The sequence below is a fragment of the Actinoplanes sp. NBRC 101535 genome, from assembly GCF_030269225.1.
In the GTDB taxonomy this organism is placed as follows: Bacteria; Actinomycetota; Actinomycetes; order Mycobacteriales; family Micromonosporaceae; genus Actinoplanes; species Actinoplanes rectilineatus.
This window is the reverse complement of record NZ_BSSY01000003.1, coordinates 413,658-428,491: the sequence shown is the minus strand read 5'-3', so window position 1 is coordinate 428,491 and position 14,834 is coordinate 413,658. Positions and strand designations below refer to the sequence as shown.

Annotated in this window: 14 protein-coding genes; 5 read left to right on the top strand and 9 right to left on the bottom strand. The window is 71.8% G+C overall.

Features of this window, described 5'->3' with window-relative positions; all coding sequences use genetic code 11:
* Window positions 1-32 precede the first annotated feature (32 nt).
* Window positions 33-1,415, top strand: a complete 1,383-nt coding sequence (locus QSK32_RS10965; RefSeq protein WP_285471809.1) for an FAD-dependent monooxygenase — start codon at window positions 33-35, stop codon at window positions 1,413-1,415.
* On the opposite strand, the gene QSK32_RS10960 is transcribed toward QSK32_RS10965, so the two are convergent.
* From QSK32_RS10960 to metF, 6 genes are all read right to left on the bottom strand, one after another.
* Window positions 1,402-1,890 carry a hypothetical protein gene (locus QSK32_RS10960; RefSeq protein WP_083449425.1) on the bottom strand — a complete coding sequence of 163 codons (489 nt, stop codon included), beginning with the start codon at window positions 1,888-1,890 and terminating at the stop codon, window positions 1,402-1,404. The two genes, QSK32_RS10965 and QSK32_RS10960, sit on opposite strands and share 14 nt — an antisense overlap.
* Window positions 1,891-1,988: 98 nt before the next feature.
* Window positions 1,989-3,389, bottom strand: coding sequence for an MFS transporter (locus QSK32_RS10955; RefSeq protein ID WP_285471808.1), 1,401 nt, complete (start codon window positions 3,387-3,389; stop codon window positions 1,989-1,991).
* A 54-nt stretch (window positions 3,390-3,443) separates the two neighbouring features.
* Window positions 3,444-3,911: a MarR family winged helix-turn-helix transcriptional regulator gene (locus QSK32_RS10950; RefSeq protein ID WP_045745941.1), complete on the bottom strand. Its 468-nt coding sequence runs from the start codon at window positions 3,909-3,911 to the stop codon at window positions 3,444-3,446.
* A gap of 35 nt (window positions 3,912-3,946) precedes the next feature.
* Window positions 3,947-4,387 (bottom strand): HNH endonuclease, encoded by a 441-nt coding sequence (locus QSK32_RS10945; protein ID WP_285471807.1) that lies wholly within the window; start codon window positions 4,385-4,387, stop codon window positions 3,947-3,949.
* Between the two features lie 107 nt (window positions 4,388-4,494).
* Window positions 4,495-5,136, bottom strand: coding sequence for a CDP-alcohol phosphatidyltransferase family protein (locus QSK32_RS10940; protein ID WP_285471806.1), 642 nt, complete (start codon window positions 5,134-5,136; stop codon window positions 4,495-4,497).
* The gene (gene metF, locus QSK32_RS10935; protein WP_045745938.1) at window positions 5,133-6,062 is read right to left on the bottom strand and encodes a methylenetetrahydrofolate reductase [NAD(P)H]; all 930 of its coding nucleotides are present in this window, start codon (window positions 6,060-6,062) and stop codon (window positions 5,133-5,135) included. The genes QSK32_RS10940 and metF overlap by 4 nt, the downstream gene beginning before the upstream one ends.
* 75 nt (window positions 6,063-6,137) lie before the next feature.
* On the opposite strand from metF, the gene QSK32_RS10930 reads away from it, so the two are divergent.
* Complete coding sequence (locus QSK32_RS10930) at window positions 6,138-7,208, top strand: polyprenyl synthetase family protein (protein ID WP_285471805.1); 1,071 nt, start codon at window positions 6,138-6,140, stop codon at window positions 7,206-7,208.
* Here the strand turns inward: QSK32_RS10930 and QSK32_RS10925 are convergent.
* Entirely contained in the window at window positions 7,205-7,552 is a 348-nt protein-coding gene (locus QSK32_RS10925) for an Rv2175c family DNA-binding protein (protein ID WP_211275519.1), read from the bottom strand. The genes QSK32_RS10930 and QSK32_RS10925 overlap by 4 nt on opposite strands.
* Before the next feature lie 36 nt (window positions 7,553-7,588).
* Between QSK32_RS10925 and QSK32_RS10920 the strand changes: the two genes are divergently transcribed.
* From QSK32_RS10920 to QSK32_RS10910, 3 genes are all read left to right on the top strand, one after another.
* Entirely contained in the window at window positions 7,589-8,335 is a 747-nt protein-coding gene (locus tag QSK32_RS10920; protein ID WP_285471804.1) for a hypothetical protein, read from the top strand.
* 124 nt (window positions 8,336-8,459) lie between these two features.
* Complete coding sequence (gene pknB / locus QSK32_RS10915) at window positions 8,460-10,460, top strand: Stk1 family PASTA domain-containing Ser/Thr kinase (protein ID WP_045745936.1); 2,001 nt, start codon at window positions 8,460-8,462, stop codon at window positions 10,458-10,460.
* Window positions 10,451-11,353 carry a deoxyribonuclease IV gene (locus QSK32_RS10910; RefSeq protein WP_211275518.1) on the top strand — a complete coding sequence of 301 codons (903 nt, stop codon included), beginning with the start codon at window positions 10,451-10,453 and terminating at the stop codon, window positions 11,351-11,353. Before pknB ends, QSK32_RS10910 begins: the two co-directional genes overlap by 10 nt.
* Before the next feature lie 545 nt (window positions 11,354-11,898).
* Here QSK32_RS10910 and QSK32_RS10905 read toward each other — a convergent pair.
* Together QSK32_RS10905 and QSK32_RS10900 are read right to left on the bottom strand one after the other, a co-directional pair.
* Complete coding sequence (locus QSK32_RS10905) at window positions 11,899-13,233, bottom strand: IPT/TIG domain-containing protein (protein ID WP_157411598.1); 1,335 nt, start codon at window positions 13,231-13,233, stop codon at window positions 11,899-11,901.
* A gap of 18 nt (window positions 13,234-13,251) precedes the next feature.
* On the bottom strand, window positions 13,252-14,814 hold the full coding sequence (locus QSK32_RS10900) for an IPT/TIG domain-containing protein (protein ID WP_285471803.1): 1,563 nt from the start codon (window positions 14,812-14,814) through the stop codon (window positions 13,252-13,254).
* Window positions 14,815-14,834: the final 20 nt, after the last annotated feature.

Sequence of the window (14,834 nt, the reverse complement as noted above, 5' to 3'; positions counted from 1 at the left end):
ACGGAGGTTACCAACCACCCTATGGTGAATCCATGTTCACTGAATTAGGATTCACCGTAATTGTCGGCGCCGGGCCGACCGGGCTCACCCTGGCCCGCCAGCTCGACCGCTACCGGGTGCCGTACCGGATCGTGGAGAAGTCGCCGCACCCGTTCGAGGGCTCCCGCGGCAAAGGGCTGCAGCCGCGCACCCTGGAGGTGCTCGACGACCTCGGGCTGCTGGACCGGTTCCTGACGGCCGGCTCCCCCTATCCGCCGATGCGCGCCCACCTGCCCGGCGGCGGCACCCGGGACTGGCGCCTGGACGAGCCGCACGAGCCCACCGCCGAGGCGCCCTGGCCGAACACGCTGATGGTCCCGCAGTGGCGCACCGGCGAGCTGCTCGCCGACGGCATCCCGGTGGAGTACGGCGTCGGCGTCACCGCCGTCACCCAGGACTCGGTCACGCTCGACACCGGCGAGGTGGTCGAGGCCCGCTGGATCGTCGGCGCCGACGGTGGGCGCAGCACGGTCCGCAAGGCGCTCGGCATCGGCTTCGAAGGCGAGACCTTCGAGGAGGAGCGCCTGCTCATCGCGGACGTGCTGGTCACCGGCCTGGACCGGGAGCACTGGCACGTCTGGCCCGGCGCGGACGGCCGGTCGATGGGTCTCGGCCTGTGCCCGCTGCCCGGCACCGACCGGTTCCAGCTGACCACCCCGCCGACGGACCGTCCGCTCGCCGAACTGGTGGCGGACTTCGACCCGTCGATCACGATCACCGACGTGGGCTGGACGACCGAGTTCCGGGCCAACATCCGGATGGTGTCCCGGTACCGGTCCGGCAACGTCTTCCTGGCCGGCGACGCGGCGCACGTGCACTCCCCGGCCGGCGGGCAGGGCCTCAACACCGGCGTGCAGGACGCCTACAACCTGGGCTGGAAGCTCGCGACCGGGGACGACGCGCTGCTCGACACCTACGAGGCGGAGCGCCTGCCGGTGGCGGCGGGCGTGCTCGGCATCAGCAGCCGCCTGCACCGGCGACAGGTCGAGGAGGGTGCCGAGGCGGCGATGCGCCGCGACGATCCGGCGCTGCGCCAGCTGTCCCTGAACTACCGCGGCGGTCCGCTCGCCGCCGAGCACCGGGCCGATCCGGGCGAGCTGCGGGCCGGCGACCGGATGCCGGACGCGGTCCTCGACGACGGCCGCCGTCTCTTCGACGTGTTGCGCGGCCCGCACGCCACGCTGCTCGCGGTCGGCTGGACCGGCGGGATGCCCACCCTGCCCGGGTCGGTCCAGGTGCGTCATCTCGCTCTCGACACCCTTGCCGGGGTACGCGAGGAGTGCCTGCTCCTGGTCCGCCCGGACGGTTACGTGGGTTGCGCCACCACCGACCCGCGCCACATCGTCGAGTACGCCGCACTGATCAAAGTTCGGTGAACGACTCCCGCAGCCCGTCCCAGGACGCCTGCAGCGGGGCCGGGAACCGTGGCACCTCCGGCGCCGCCACATCCGACAGCACCGCCTCGACCAGGTCGTGGAGTGCTCCCGCCGGCGCGTCCGGGGCCGCCGCCAGCGTCTCGCGGACCAGTTCCGCCCGGGGGAACCTGCCGTCCCAGCGGCGGTCCGCGCCGATCCGCCGGTTCACCTCGACGACCCGGCGGCGCAGCCCGGCCACACGCGCCCCGTAACCCCGGTCGAGGCGCTCCCGGTCCGGCCGGGAGTCCCGTTCGGCGGACCGGGCCAGCCGTAGCCGCCGCTGTTCGGCGGCCTGCCGGCTGGCCAGCCCGAGCGCCTCGGCGATCTCCGACCAGGTGGCACCGTCCCGGCGGGCCCGGTCGATCGACTCCAGTTCGGCGGCGTCGAGCCGGGCACGGCGGATCACGATCGACCGAAGCTCCCCGAGATCCGCCACGCCGGTCAACCTAACTCACCACACACCCCCGCCAGCGTGGCGACTTCAGCCGGCCACAACACCCGAACTCACCACACAACCCCGCAAGCGTGGTGAGTTCAGCCGGCCACGACGCCGGAAGTCACCACTCTGGCCGGCGAGGGGGCGGTCAGCACTATCACCAGGGCGCCGAGGACGAAACCGGCGCCCACCAGGAACGCCAGGCTGTACCCGTCGTGCAGGGCGGCCCGCTCGGCCACCCCCGCCGCCAGCCGGGACTCGGAGACACCGGCGGCGACCGCGGCCAGCACCGCGAGCCCGAGCGCCGCGCCGGCCTGTTGCGCGGTGTTGGTGACCCCGGAGACCAGTCCGGTGTCCTCGTCGGAGGATCCGGCCATCGCCAGCATCATGATCGCCGGAACGGTGACGCCGATGCCGAGCCCCATCACGAGCAGTCCGGGCAGCAGGTCCATCAGGTACGACGGGTCGGCCGGCATTCGGGAGAGCAGCAGCAGGCCGGCGGCGAGCAGCGCCAGACCACTGATCAGGACCGGTCGCGGACCGAAACGGGCGGTGAGCCGCGCGGCCAGGAACAGCGAGACGGCCCCGATCACGATCGGGGTGGGGAGGAACGCCGCTCCGGTGCGCAGCGCGTCGTACCCCATGATCTTTTGAAGGAAGAGGGTGTTCACGAACTGGAAGCCCATGCCGGCCGCCAGGATCAGCAGGACGGCCGCGTTGGCGGCGAGCAGCCGCGGGCGGCGGAGCAGCCGGAGGGGCGCCAGTGGAGTGCGAGCGTACTTCTGGCGTACCAGGAAAAGAATGATCAACAGAAGGGCGACGGCCCCGACCGCCGGGCGCCCCTCGACGATCGCGAAGACACCCGCCGACAGACCGGCGGTGATCGACAGCGCGCCGGCGACGTCCAGGTCCCGGCCGATGCCGATGCCGGTGTCACGCGGCAGGATCCGGCGGCCGACCAGGAAGGCGGCCACCCCGATCGGCGCGTTGATCAGGAAGATGGCCGGCCAGCCCGCGGTGTCGGTGAGCACGCCGCCGACCACGAAGCCGATCGCGGCGCCGCCGGCCTGGGTGAAGCTGTAGATCCCCATGGCGCGCGCCTGCGGGCCGGGTTCCGGGTAGAGCCGCACGATCATGCCGAGGACGACGGCGGAGGCGAGCGCCCCGCCGGCACCCTGCACGAACCGCCCGGCGATCAGCAGTCCGGCGGTCGGCGCGAGGCCGCAGAGCAGACTGGCCGCGGTGAAGACGCCCAGCCCGGTCAGGAAGACCCGGCCGGCGCCGAGCAGGTCACCGAGGCGCCCGGCGAGCAGGAGCAGACCGGCGAAGGCCACCAGGTAGGCGTTGACCACCCAGGCCACACCGGCCGGGGAGAACCCGAGATCGACCTGGATGGCCGGGATCGCCACCGCGACGATGGTGCTGTCCAGGACGACCATCAGCGAGACCGCGCAGAGCACGGCCAGAGTGGAGCCACGGCGAGTATCGGTAGGACTCATGAGTCCTACCGTAACAGATAGTCCGGTTCCGAACTATCCGCTTGCGAACGACTTTCAGCGGCCGCGCGGACGCCTGATCGCCTTCGGTCCCGGGACCGGCTCGGCCGACGCCAGACCGATCAGCAGGTCGAGGAACACCTCACGACGGGCCGGCTCGACGTCGGCCAGCACCTCCTCGTGCACCCGGTCGACGATCCGCTGACCCTCCTCGGCCGCCGCCCGCCCCGGCTCGGTGACCGCGATGATCCGCGCCCGCCGGTCGGTGGCCGACGGACGGCGCTCGGCCAGACCACGGCGCTCCAGGTCGTCGACGGTGCCCACCATGGTCGTCTTGTCCAGGCCGGCCAGGGCCGCGAGCTGGATCTGGGTCCGCTCCTCCTCCAGCGCGTGGATCAGCACGCACTGCGCCCGCGGGGTCAGGTCGACCTCGGCGAGCGCAGCGGCGAGCCGGTTGGACAGCACGGTGCCCGCCTCGGTGAGCAGGCGGCTGATGTCCAGCTGGGTTCGTACGGGAGCAGCCATGAAACAAGCTTATCCCCGGATGATCCCGGACCGGACTATCCGGCGAGGGAGCCCCAGGTGGGTGCGGACGGGATGGTCCGCAGCGGCATCCGGGCCTCGGCGGGCGTCCGGTCCCGCTTGCGGTTGTTGCAGGAGTGGCAGGCCGCGACGGTGTTGGACCATTCGTTGCGACCGCCCCGCGAACGCGGCAGCACATGATCGATCGTGGACGCGGCCTTACCGCAGTAAGCGCAGACGCCGTGGTCGCGGGCCAGCACACCGGCCCGGGACCAGGACGGCCCACGGCCGTGCCGCCAGCGGGTCACCACGTAGCTGACCAGGCGCACCACGGTCGGGATCGGATAGACACCGATGGTCGCGTCGGGCCGCGCCTCGTGCACCACCGCCACCTGACGGAACAGCATCCGGATCGCGTGCCGGAGGCTGACCCGCTGCAACGGTCCACAGTCGGCGTTCAGCACCAGGACCACGCTCATTGTTCGTCACCTCCGCGCCTTTTCCACAGTCGATCACCGCAGCTCAGACCGGCTGCCGTCAGAAATGAAAATAGGCGCGGCATCGACCGCGGACAACCGAATAAAGATCAGCGCAGGGCTTTGCGGACAGCGAACGTCAGCTGTCCGAGACCGATCATCTGGAGCAGGATCCACACGGCCACGGCCGGAATGATCAGGATCGGCCACAGCGCGCTGAGCAGTAACGCGGTGACCGCGATCGAGACCCGGGCCGGGCGCTCCCCCACCGTCACCACGCCGATGTCCGGCATCCCGGCGGCCGTCGCGCGGGCCCGGATGTACTCGTGCAGCCAGCTCAGCGCACCCGCGACGACCACCAGCCAGCCCGGTGCGCCGATCGCCCAGAACGCCGCGAGCCAGGCCGCCTCGCCGATCCGGTCGGCCACCGAGTCATAGACGAAACCGGTCAGCGTGACCCGGTTGGAGATCACCGCGACCGCACCGTCCAGCCCGTCGGCCATCGACGCCAGCAGCACCAGCAGCGCGCCTGCGGCGTACCCCGGCCGCCCGGCCAGCGCCGCGAGCGGCACGGCCAGGCAGAGAATCACCCCGGCGAGGGTCACCGCTATCGGCTTCACTCGCTTTTCAGTTAGAAAAAATCCGATTTTGTACGCTAAAAGCACCCAGCCTCGGACAAGAGGAGAAGCACGGCGCGGATCGAAGCCGCCGTGCAGCCCGGACCACGCAGCGCAGTACTCGTCCCAGGTCACCGCCCGCTCGGCACCGCGATCTCCGCGGGCGCCAGCTGCTGCCACACCTCACGGGTCGCGGTCGACCGATTCAGCGTGATGAAGTGGATGCCCGGCACACCCTCGTCGAGCAGCCGCGCACACATCTCCACGCAGGTCTGCACACCGAGCTGCCGGATGGCCTCCTCGTCGTCGGCCACCTGCTCGAACCGGCGCAGCAGCGCGGGCGGGAACGGCGCTCCGGACAACTGCGCCGACCGCTCGATCGTCGCCATCCGGGTCACCGGCATCACCCCGGGCACGATCGGTGTGTCACAGCCGGCCGCCGCCACCCGGTCCCGTAGCCGCAGATAGTCGTCCGCGTCGAAGACCATCTGGGTAATCGCGAAGTCGGCGCCGGCCCGGCACTTGCGGATGAAGTTACGGGTGTCGCCCTCCACATCGGCCGACCGCGGATGCTTGTAGGGGAAGGCGGCCACCCCGACGCTGAAGTCGCCGGACTCCTTCAGCAGGCGGACCAGGTCCTCCGCGTACAGCACGCCGTCGGGGTGCCGCACCCACTCGCCGGACGGGTCACCGGGCGGGTCACCACGGACCGCCAGCACGTTGCGGATCCCGGCGCCGGCCAGCCGGCCGATGACGTTGCGCAGCTCGGCGACCGAGTGGTTCACCGCGGTCAGGTGCGCCATCGGCAGCAGGGTGGTCTCGGTGGCGACCCGCTCGGTGACGGCCACCGTGGTGTCCCGGGTGGTGCCGCCGGCCCCGTACGTGATCGAGACGAAGCTGGGGCCCAGCGACTCCAGCTCCCGGATGGCCTGCCACAGCAGACGCTCACCGGCCGGTGTCTTGGGCGGGAAGAACTCGAACGAGAAGGTCGGCGCGTCCGCGCGGATCAGCGAGCCGATCGACGGGGTGCCCGGCAGCCGGGAGGGGAGTCCGAGAGACACATCAGCACTGTACCGGGCGGTGCGACCTGACGATCTGGTCGAAACACAGCAGGCCGCACCAGATAGCGTCATGTCGTGACGACTTCTCCGCTCGAGGTGGCCGGACTGCGGTCCCGCGTCGACAAGGCCCTCGCCGGTTACCTCTCCAGCAAGCAGAGCCTGCTGCTGGACATCGACCCGGCGCTCGGCGACGTGGCCGAGACCGTGACGGACTTCGTGCTGGGCGGCGGCAAACGGCTGCGGCCGGCGTTCGCGTACTGGGGGTACCGGGCGGCCGGCGGCCTCGACTCCGACGAGATCGTGGCGGCCGTGTCGGCGCTGGAGTTCGTGCAGGCCAGCGCCCTGATCCACGACGACCTGATGGACCGTTCGGACACCCGGCGCGGCGAGCCCTCGGTGCACCGGCGGTTCGAGGCCCGGCACACCGCGCAGGGCTGGCGGGGCGGGGCGGCCGCGTTCGGTGACGCCGCGGCGGTGCTGCTCGGCGACCTGACCCTGGTCTGGTCGGACGACATGCTCCACCGCTCCGGGATGCCGTTCCCGGACCTGGCCCGGGCCCGGCCGGTCTTCGACGACATGCGCACCGAGGTGACCCTCGGGCAGTACCTCGACGTGCTGACCCAGGCGACCGGGGACACCTCGGTGGAACGGGCCGGGAAGGTCGCCCGGTACAAGTCGGCGAAATACACCGTGGAACGCCCACTGCTGCTGGGTGCGGCGCTGGCCGGGGCGGGCACCGCGGTGGTCGAGGCGTACAGCGGGTTCGGCCTGCCGCTGGGCGAGGCCTTCCAGCTGCGCGACGACGTGCTGGGCATCTTCGGCGACCCGGCGCAGACCGGCAAACCGGCCGGCGACGACCTGCGCGAGGGCAAGCGGACCTATCTGGTGGCGTCCGCGTTCGCCGCACTCGACGACACCGCCCGCGACGAGCTCGACGCCGGCCTCGGTGACCAGGGGCTCGACGACGCCGGGGTGGAGCGGTTGCGCGCCATCATCCGGGACAGCGGCGCCCTGGCCGCCACCGAGCAGCGCATCGACACGCTCAGCACCGAGGCGCTGGACGTGCTGGAACGGGCCCCGTTGGAGGACGAGGCCCGCACCGTGCTGAAGGGGCTCGCGGCGGCCGCGACCCGACGGTCGGTCTAGAAACCGACCGCCTGGGCGCGGCGCTTCACCTCACGGGCCAGGTCGCCACCGAGGGCTTTCGCCGCGTTGCCACCGAGGGTCTCGTCCGGGGCGTACAGCCACCCGACGACCTCTTCGTCGTTGAACCCGGCGTCGTGCAGCACGGTGAGAACGCCCGGCAGGTGCTTGAGCACCGTGTCGTTCGCCACCAGGTCCTCGGGCACGAGCCGGATGCCGTCGCGCCTGACGGCGATCAGGTCGCCGTCGCGGATCATCTGGTGCACCTTGCTGATCGACAGGCCGAGCTTCTCGGACACGTCCGGCAGGGTGATCCATCCGGTCGGGCCGGTTACGGGTTCGCTCACTCGTACAGCGTGCCAGACCAGTGGGGAGACCAGTTGATGAGCCTGTGGCAGCGGGTCCGTGGCGAGATCGCGGGCGCATGGCGCTCGATCGGGTACGACCTCGGGCGGCGCCGGGAACCACCGGTGTCCGCGGTGCCCGGGCTCGATGTCACCTCCACCGGGATGAGCACCTTCCCGGGTTCCCTGATGGATGTCCCGGCGCCCCGGACGACCGATGCCCGGCCGCCCCGCCGGATGGTCGCGGTGGCCACGTTCGGCCTGCTCGCGGTGGCCGGGGCCGGTGGCGCGCACGTCGCGGCGACCCGCCTTTTCGCCACGCCGGCCGCGAACACCACGGTGGCAGCGCCGGCGGCCCCGGCCATCACCACGACGGGGCCCGCGGACCGGGGCGGCGTCGCCGGGATGGGGCCGGGGCCACGGCGCGAACGAGCCGCCGCGACCGTGGCCGCCGGCCGGGCCGCGGGCTCGGAGCCCTCGCCCACCGGCCCGGCCACTGTGGCCTCCGCCACAGTGACCCCCGCAACGAGGTCCCCCACGGCCCGGCCCGAGGAGAAGGACTGCGGGTGCCGGATCCCCCCGGTGCCGACCCCGACCTCACCCCATCGGGCGACTCCGGCCAGTCCGTCACCGACCGCCACCGCGTCACCGACACCGAGTGAGGACCCGGAATCGGATCCTTCGACCGCACCGACCCGGACCGCCGAACCCGGACCGAACACCTCATCGGACACCCCCGGGCCGGACGGCAGCCATCGCCGGGCACATCGGGAAGTAGCCGGATAATTACGGAATGCCCCTCGGTCGGGGGGCGAATCGGTGCAGGTCACGACCTGTTCGGGTACCCGTTTGGACTCAGCTGTGACATCCTGGTCTGCCCTCACCGGAAAGACACATACACTTCACGCCGATGGACACCACAGTCGCCGATACGTTGATCGGCACAACGATTGACGGGCGCTACCGGATCACCGGTCGCGTCGCCCGTGGTGGCATGGCGACCGTCTACCGGGCCACCGACGAGCGACTCGAGCGCGCCGTCGCGCTGAAGATCATTCACCCGTCGCAGGCCACGAACGTCCACTTCGTCGACCGTTTCACCGACGAGGCCAAGACGATCGCCCGGCTCACCCACCCGAACGTCGTCGCGGTCTACGACCAGGGACGCCACCAGGGTCTGCCCTATCTGGTAATGGAGTTCGTGAAGGGGCACACCCTGCGCGACCTGCTCAGCCAGCGGCAGCGGCTGAACCCGGTGGAGGCGCTGGCGATCCTCGAGCAGATGCTCGCCGCGATCGCCGCCGCACACCGGTCAGGTCTGGTGCACCGCGACGTCAAGCCGGAGAACGTGCTGGTCGCCGAGGCGCCCAGCGGTGGCTCCGCCGACCTGGTCGACGCGGTGGTCAAGGTGGCCGACTTCGGCCTGGCCCGGGCCATCGAGGCCAGCACGGTGGACGAGTCCGGTCAGCTGATGGCGACCGTGGCATACGTCGCGCCGGAGCTGGTGCAGACCGGCCAGGCGGACGCCCGCACCGACGTCTACTCGGCCGGCATCGTGCTGTTCGAGATGCTGACCGGCCGGGTGCCCTACGACGGCGCCGAACCGATCGAGGTGGCCTGGCAGCACGTCGACAACGACGTCCCGCCGCCCTCCCGGTTCGTGCCCGGCCTGCCCCCGGCGCTCGACCAACTGGTCGCCCGGGCCACCCGCCGGGACCCCGGCGCACGCCCCACCGACGCCGGCGGCCTGCTCTCCGAGGTGCAGACGGTCCGCGAGAGCCTCGGCTCCGCCCACGTGGAGACCGCGCTGCTGCGCCAGGTCCCGCCCCCGCCGCGGCACAACGCGGCGGACGCCACCAGCCTGGTGCCGATGATCCCGGCCCGGGACGCGACCGCGATCGTGCCCCCGGTCCCCGGTGGCGGGACCCACTACCAGGCCTCGCACCGCCCCTCCTGGGCCCGCCTGCCCGAACAGGGCGGCCGCACCACGCCGCACCGCCGGGCCGCCGAGCCCGAGGCCCCGGCCGGCGGGTTCTTCGCCGACCGGCGCCGGCTCACCATGGTCTCGCTGATCGCGGTGATGGCCCTGGTCATCCTGGGCAGCACCTGGTGGGTGACGCTGGGCCGCTACAGCAGCGCCCCGTCCCTGGTCAGCATGTCGCAGGCGCAGGCCGAGCAGTCCGCCGCCGCCGAGGGCTTCAAGGTCCTGGTCGGCACCGGCGTCTACAGCGACACGGTGCCCAAGGACTCGGTGGTCAGCCAGAACCCGGCCGCCGACGAGAGGATCGTCAGCGGCGACACGATCACCCTGAGCCTCTCCCTCGGCCCGGAGATCCACCCGGTGCCCGACCTGGTCGGCATCGAACTGGCCGCGGCCAAGGCCGAACTCGAGGGGCTCGGCCTCAAGGTCAAGGAGGGCAAGGGGCAGTACGACGCCTCCGCCCCCGAAGGCGTGGTGCTCTCCACCGACCCGGCCTCCGGCACCCAGGTCAAGCCGGGCGACACGGTGACCGTGGTGCTCAGCAAGGGCAAGGCGCCGATCACCATCCCGGACCTCACCGGCAAGAACATCAACGAGGCCCGCTCCGAGCTGTCCAGCAAGGGCCTCACCGTGGTCGAGCGCTACAAGGAGAGCGACGAGGCCGCCGACACCGTCATCGGCCAGTCGCCCAAGGCCGGCACCGGCGCGGAGAAGAACGCCGAGGTCACCCTCGACGTGAGCAAGGGCCCGCCGCTGGTCACCGTCCCGGACCTCAACAACCAGCCGTGCCAGCAGGCACAGGCCACGCTGCAGGGGATGAACCTTCAGGTGCAGATCATCTTCAACCAGAACGGCACCGTACGCGGACAGAACCCGCCCGCGAACACCCAGGTCCAGCCGCAGAGCACGGTGCAGCTGCAGTGCTTCTAGACCGCCGGATCGGATCACACACGAAGACGTCGGGTGGGCTGGCCAAGGCCGCCCTCCCGTACGTCGACGCCGCGGGCTCGGAGACGCTGCAGGTCTACGTCTCCAACTCGCGGGGCTGGGCACTCCCGGCAGGCGACCCCAAACAGGACGTCCTCTTCCGCGACGGCATCGGCGAGCGGGACATTCCGGCGTACATCCACGCCTCGCTGCTGGTGAACGTGGGCTCCCCCACCGAACTGACAGTGGAGCGCTCGGTGGCGACACTGGCCCACGCGCTGGAACGCGGCAAGGCGATCGGCGCGACCGCGGTCGTCTACCACGCGGGCAGCTCCGTCGACGAGTCGCACGACGCCAAGGCGCTCCACCAGCTGCGCGGCGCCCTGCTGCCGCTGCTCGACCAGGCCCAGGCCGAGGGCCTGCCCCGGCTGCTCGTCGAACCGAGCGCCGGTGGCGGCCGCAGCCTCGCCTCCAAGGTGCAGGACCTGGAGGAATACCTCGCGGCGGTCGACGGCCACCCGTGGCTGGGCGTCTGCTTCGACACCTGCCACGCGTGGGCGGCCGGCCACGACCTGGCCACCCCGGGCGGCATGACCGAGACTCTGGACGCCCTGGTCACGGCGGTCGGTCCGGGGCGCCTCCAGCTGATCCACGCCAACGACTCGAAGGACGAGTGCGGCTCGACCCGCGACCGTCACGAGACGATCGGCCAGGGACGGATCGGTGCGGCACCGTTCGCGGAGTTGTTCGCCCACCCCGCCACGACCGGCGTCCCGATCATCGTGGAGACGCCCTCCAAGGAACACGAGGGCCACGCCGCCGACATCGCGCTGCTCAAGGGCCTGCGCGACGCTCCGGCACCCGGCACGGCGGCCGACGGCACCCCCGCGAGCTGACACCGGCCGTCGCTGGCGGTTGCGCCAGCCGTCACTGGCGATTGCGCCGGCCGTCACTGGCGGCTGCGCCAGCCGTCACTGGCGGTTGCGCCGGGAGGCCTGGTGCAGCCCGCCCGCGACGGGACGGTGCAACCGTGGCTGACGGCTCGACCAACCCAGCCGTCCACCACGGTCCCCCGCAAGCCTCAAACCGCCCTGGACGACGGCTCAGCCGACCCGGCCGTCCGCCACGGCTCGACCACGAGACAAAAACAACCGTGGCCGACGGCTCGACCGACCCAGCCGTCCACCACGGCCCACCTGCAAGGCAAAAACAACCCTGGACGACGGCTCAACCGACCCAGCCGTCCACCACGGCCCAACCACGAGACAAGGACAACCCTGGACGACGGTCGGCGGACCCGGGCCGTCGCCGGTGGTGGTTGCGGTCGCGGGAGAACCGTGAGCGACGGCTGGGGTGCCTGACCGGAGCCATCCGTCCGGGCCCCGCTCAGTTGCCGCTCAGTTGCCGCTCAGATTTCGGTCAGTTGCCGCTCAGTTGCCGGTCAGTTGTCGGTGTAGGCGAACGTCGACGCGGCGGTGAAGCGGCTCGCCCGGCCACTGCCTGCGGTGAAGCTGACCCACACCGGGCCGGCCGCGGTGGCCGGCGGGACCGTGCAGGAGAACGTCAGTGCCGTCCCGGAGCCGAGGGTCGTACAGGTGGCCGCGTTCTCCCCGAACTTGAAGTCGGTGGCGTTCGCCAGGTCGGCGCCGGCCGCCTTGACGACCGTGGTCTTGCCGCCGGCGATCGTGTCGGTCTTCACCGACAGGCTGGTCACGACAGGTGCCAGGGTCACCGGGGTGGATTCCCCGGCGACGGTGTCGTGCACGATCGCCAGGTCCGCCGTCTCCGCGGTGCTGGCCGGCATGGTCACCTTGAGGTGGGTCTCGTCGACGAAGACGGCCGCCAGGGTCTTCGAGCCCATCGCGACGCTGATCCGTTCGGCGGTGAACGTCTTGACGTCGGTGCCGATCGAGCCGCCCAGGACGGTGAGGACCAGCGGACCGCCGGACGCCTTGGCCACCAGTTCGCCGCCGGTGGTGTCGATGGTCAGTGCCGCCCGGTACGTGGTCTTGCTCGCCGTGATGACCGGGCTCCCGCCGCCCGCGGACGACACCACCACGTCGGCGCTGCCGTTGGTGCCGGCCGGCGCCACCGCGGTGATCTTCGTGGCGGAGACGACGGTGACCGAGGTGGCCGGGGTGCCGCCGACGGTGACCGCGGACGCGTCGGTGGCGTCGACGCCGAGGAAACCTACGCCGGCGATGGTGATCGTGGTGCCGCCGGCGGTGCTGATCCGGGTCGGCAGGACCCCGGAGACGCCCGGCACGTAGCCGACGGTCGCGCTGGACTCCGGCCCCGGCACACCGTTCACGTAGATGATCATCGTGGCCGAGGTGGCCTTCGTGGTCGACGGCGCGACGACCTTGAGGGTGGTCGCGTCCACCCAGGTGGTCTGCGCGGCCAGGCCGCCGATCTTCACGGTGACCTTCATCGCGGTGAAGGCCTGCCGGGTCTCGCCGACGGTGCCGCCCGAGACGGTCACCGGGATGACCGTGCCGCCGGTCGCCTTGGCGGCGATGCCACTCTCGAACTCCGCGGTCAACGTGTTCTCAGCGGCTGCCCGCGACACTCCGGAAGCCGAGGCGGCTGCCCGCGACACTCCGGAGGCCGAGACGGCTGCCCGCGACACCCCGGAGGCCGAGGCGGCTGCCCGCGACACCCCGGAAGCCGAGACGGCCGAGGCGGCGGATACCGGGGCGACTCCGGCCGCCGTCACCGCCAGAGCGGCCGCGGCCGCGATCCCGGCCGTCCGGCGAGCGTGCGTCAATACCGGCATGGCAGTCACCATGGCCTCTCAGTCGATGTCGGTGTAGCTGAAGGTCGCCGCGGCCGTGTACCGGCTGGCCGTGCCGGTGCCCGAGGTGAAGGTGACCGCCACCGGCCCGGCCTGGGTGGCCGGCGGGACGACACAGGTGAAGACGACCGCCGTCCCGGTGCCGCTGGAGGTGCAGGTGGCCGCGTTCTCCCCGAACTTGAAGTCGGTGGCCGCCGCGACCTCCGCACCGGCCACCTTGACCACGACCTTCTTGCCCCCGGCGAGGGTGTCCGCGGCGATCGACAGGGCGGTGACGACGGGCGCCACGGTGAACGTGGTGGGTGTCCCGGCGATGGTGTCGTGCAGGACGGTCAGGTCCACCGAGGCCGCGGTGATCGTCGGCAGCGTGACCCGCATGTGGGTGGGGTCGACGTAGGTCGCCCCCAGTTTCGTCTTGCCCATCTGCACGCTGACCGCCTCGGCGGCGTACGCCTTGACGTCCGCGCCCAGTGTCCCGCCGCTGATGGTCAGCAGGTACGGCCCGCCGCCCGCCGGCAGTTGGGTGCCGCTGACCGACGTGTCCAGGGTGAGTGCCGACCGGTAGGCGACCTTCGCCCCGGTTGCCTCCGCGCTGGTGCCGCCCTTCGTGGTCACGGCGACCGCGGCGGTCCCGTTCGCGCGGGCCGGTGTCACGGCGGTGATCACCGTGTTGGAGACCACCTCGAACGAGGTCGCCGGGTCACCGCCGAAGGTGACCGACGCCGGGTCTGTCGTGTCCACCCCGAGGAAACCCAGGCCGGTGATCTTGACGGTGACACCGCCGTCGGTGCTGACCTTGGCCGGGGCGACGGCGCCGACGACGGCCGGGTAGAGCACCTTCGCGGTGGATTCCGGTCCGGCGTACCCGTCCTGGAAGAGTTGCACGGTCGCGCTGCCCGACGTGCCCGCCGCCGGGATGTTGATCTTCACGTGGGTGGCGTCCACCCACGTCACCGTGCCGGCGACGCCACCCACCTTGACAGTGATCTTGAGAGCGGCGAACGCCTTGGCGGTGCTGCCGACGGTGTCCCCGGTGACCTCGGCGGTGAACGCGGTGCCGCCGGCGAGCCGGGCCGTGACGTCGTTGAACGTCAATCCCAGCGCCGACCGGTACGCGTAGGTCGCATTGGGATTGATGCTCTTCCCCGCCGCATTGGACACCGTGACCTTGACCGTCCCGGCCGTGCCAGCCGGCACCTGGGCGACCAGTTTCGCGTCGGTCAGCACCCGGACCGTCTCGGACGGCACGTCACCGAACGAGACGGTCGGCACGTCCGAGCTGCCCTGGGTGATGAAGCCGGACCCGAGGATGGTGACGTACCCGCCGCCGTCGACGGTGCCGGCGGTCGGCGTGAGACTGGCGAGGACCGGAACTGCGGCCGCGGCAGCCGTGGAGAGGGAGGTGGGCGTCGGTGTCGGGGTGGCGGCCAGGGTCACACGCCGGTGGCCCGCCGCGGAGTACGCGGCGCCCGGCGAGGCGATGGTCACCGCTCCGGCACCGGCGACCACGGCCGCGACGGCGGCGAGTGTGGTGGCCCTGCGGGCGGTAAGTGTGTTCGCCATAACGTAGCCACCTATCGGCA

What these genes read in the sequence shown, in the direction of transcription:
- QSK32_RS10965 (WP_285471809.1), top strand. Translation starts at nt 33, where the DNA reads ATGTTCACTGAATTAGGATTCACCGTAATTGTCGGCGCCGGGCCGACC.
- QSK32_RS10955 (WP_285471808.1), bottom strand. Translation starts at nt 3,389, where the DNA reads ATGAGTCCTACCGATACTCGCCGTGGCTCCACTCTGGCCGTGCTCTGC.
- QSK32_RS10950 (WP_045745941.1), bottom strand. Translation starts at nt 3,911, where the DNA reads ATGGCTGCTCCCGTACGAACCCAGCTGGACATCAGCCGCCTGCTCACC.
- QSK32_RS10945 (WP_285471807.1), bottom strand. Translation starts at nt 4,387, where the DNA reads ATGAGCGTGGTCCTGGTGCTGAACGCCGACTGTGGACCGTTGCAGCGG.
- QSK32_RS10920 (WP_285471804.1), top strand. Translation starts at nt 7,589, where the DNA reads ATGAGCCTGTGGCAGCGGGTCCGTGGCGAGATCGCGGGCGCATGGCGC.
- pknB (WP_045745936.1), top strand. Translation starts at nt 8,460, where the DNA reads ATGGACACCACAGTCGCCGATACGTTGATCGGCACAACGATTGACGGG.
- QSK32_RS10905 (WP_157411598.1), bottom strand. Translation starts at nt 13,233, where the DNA reads ATGCCGGTATTGACGCACGCTCGCCGGACGGCCGGGATCGCGGCCGCG.
- QSK32_RS10900 (WP_285471803.1), bottom strand. Translation starts at nt 14,814, where the DNA reads ATGGCGAACACACTTACCGCCCGCAGGGCCACCACACTCGCCGCCGTC.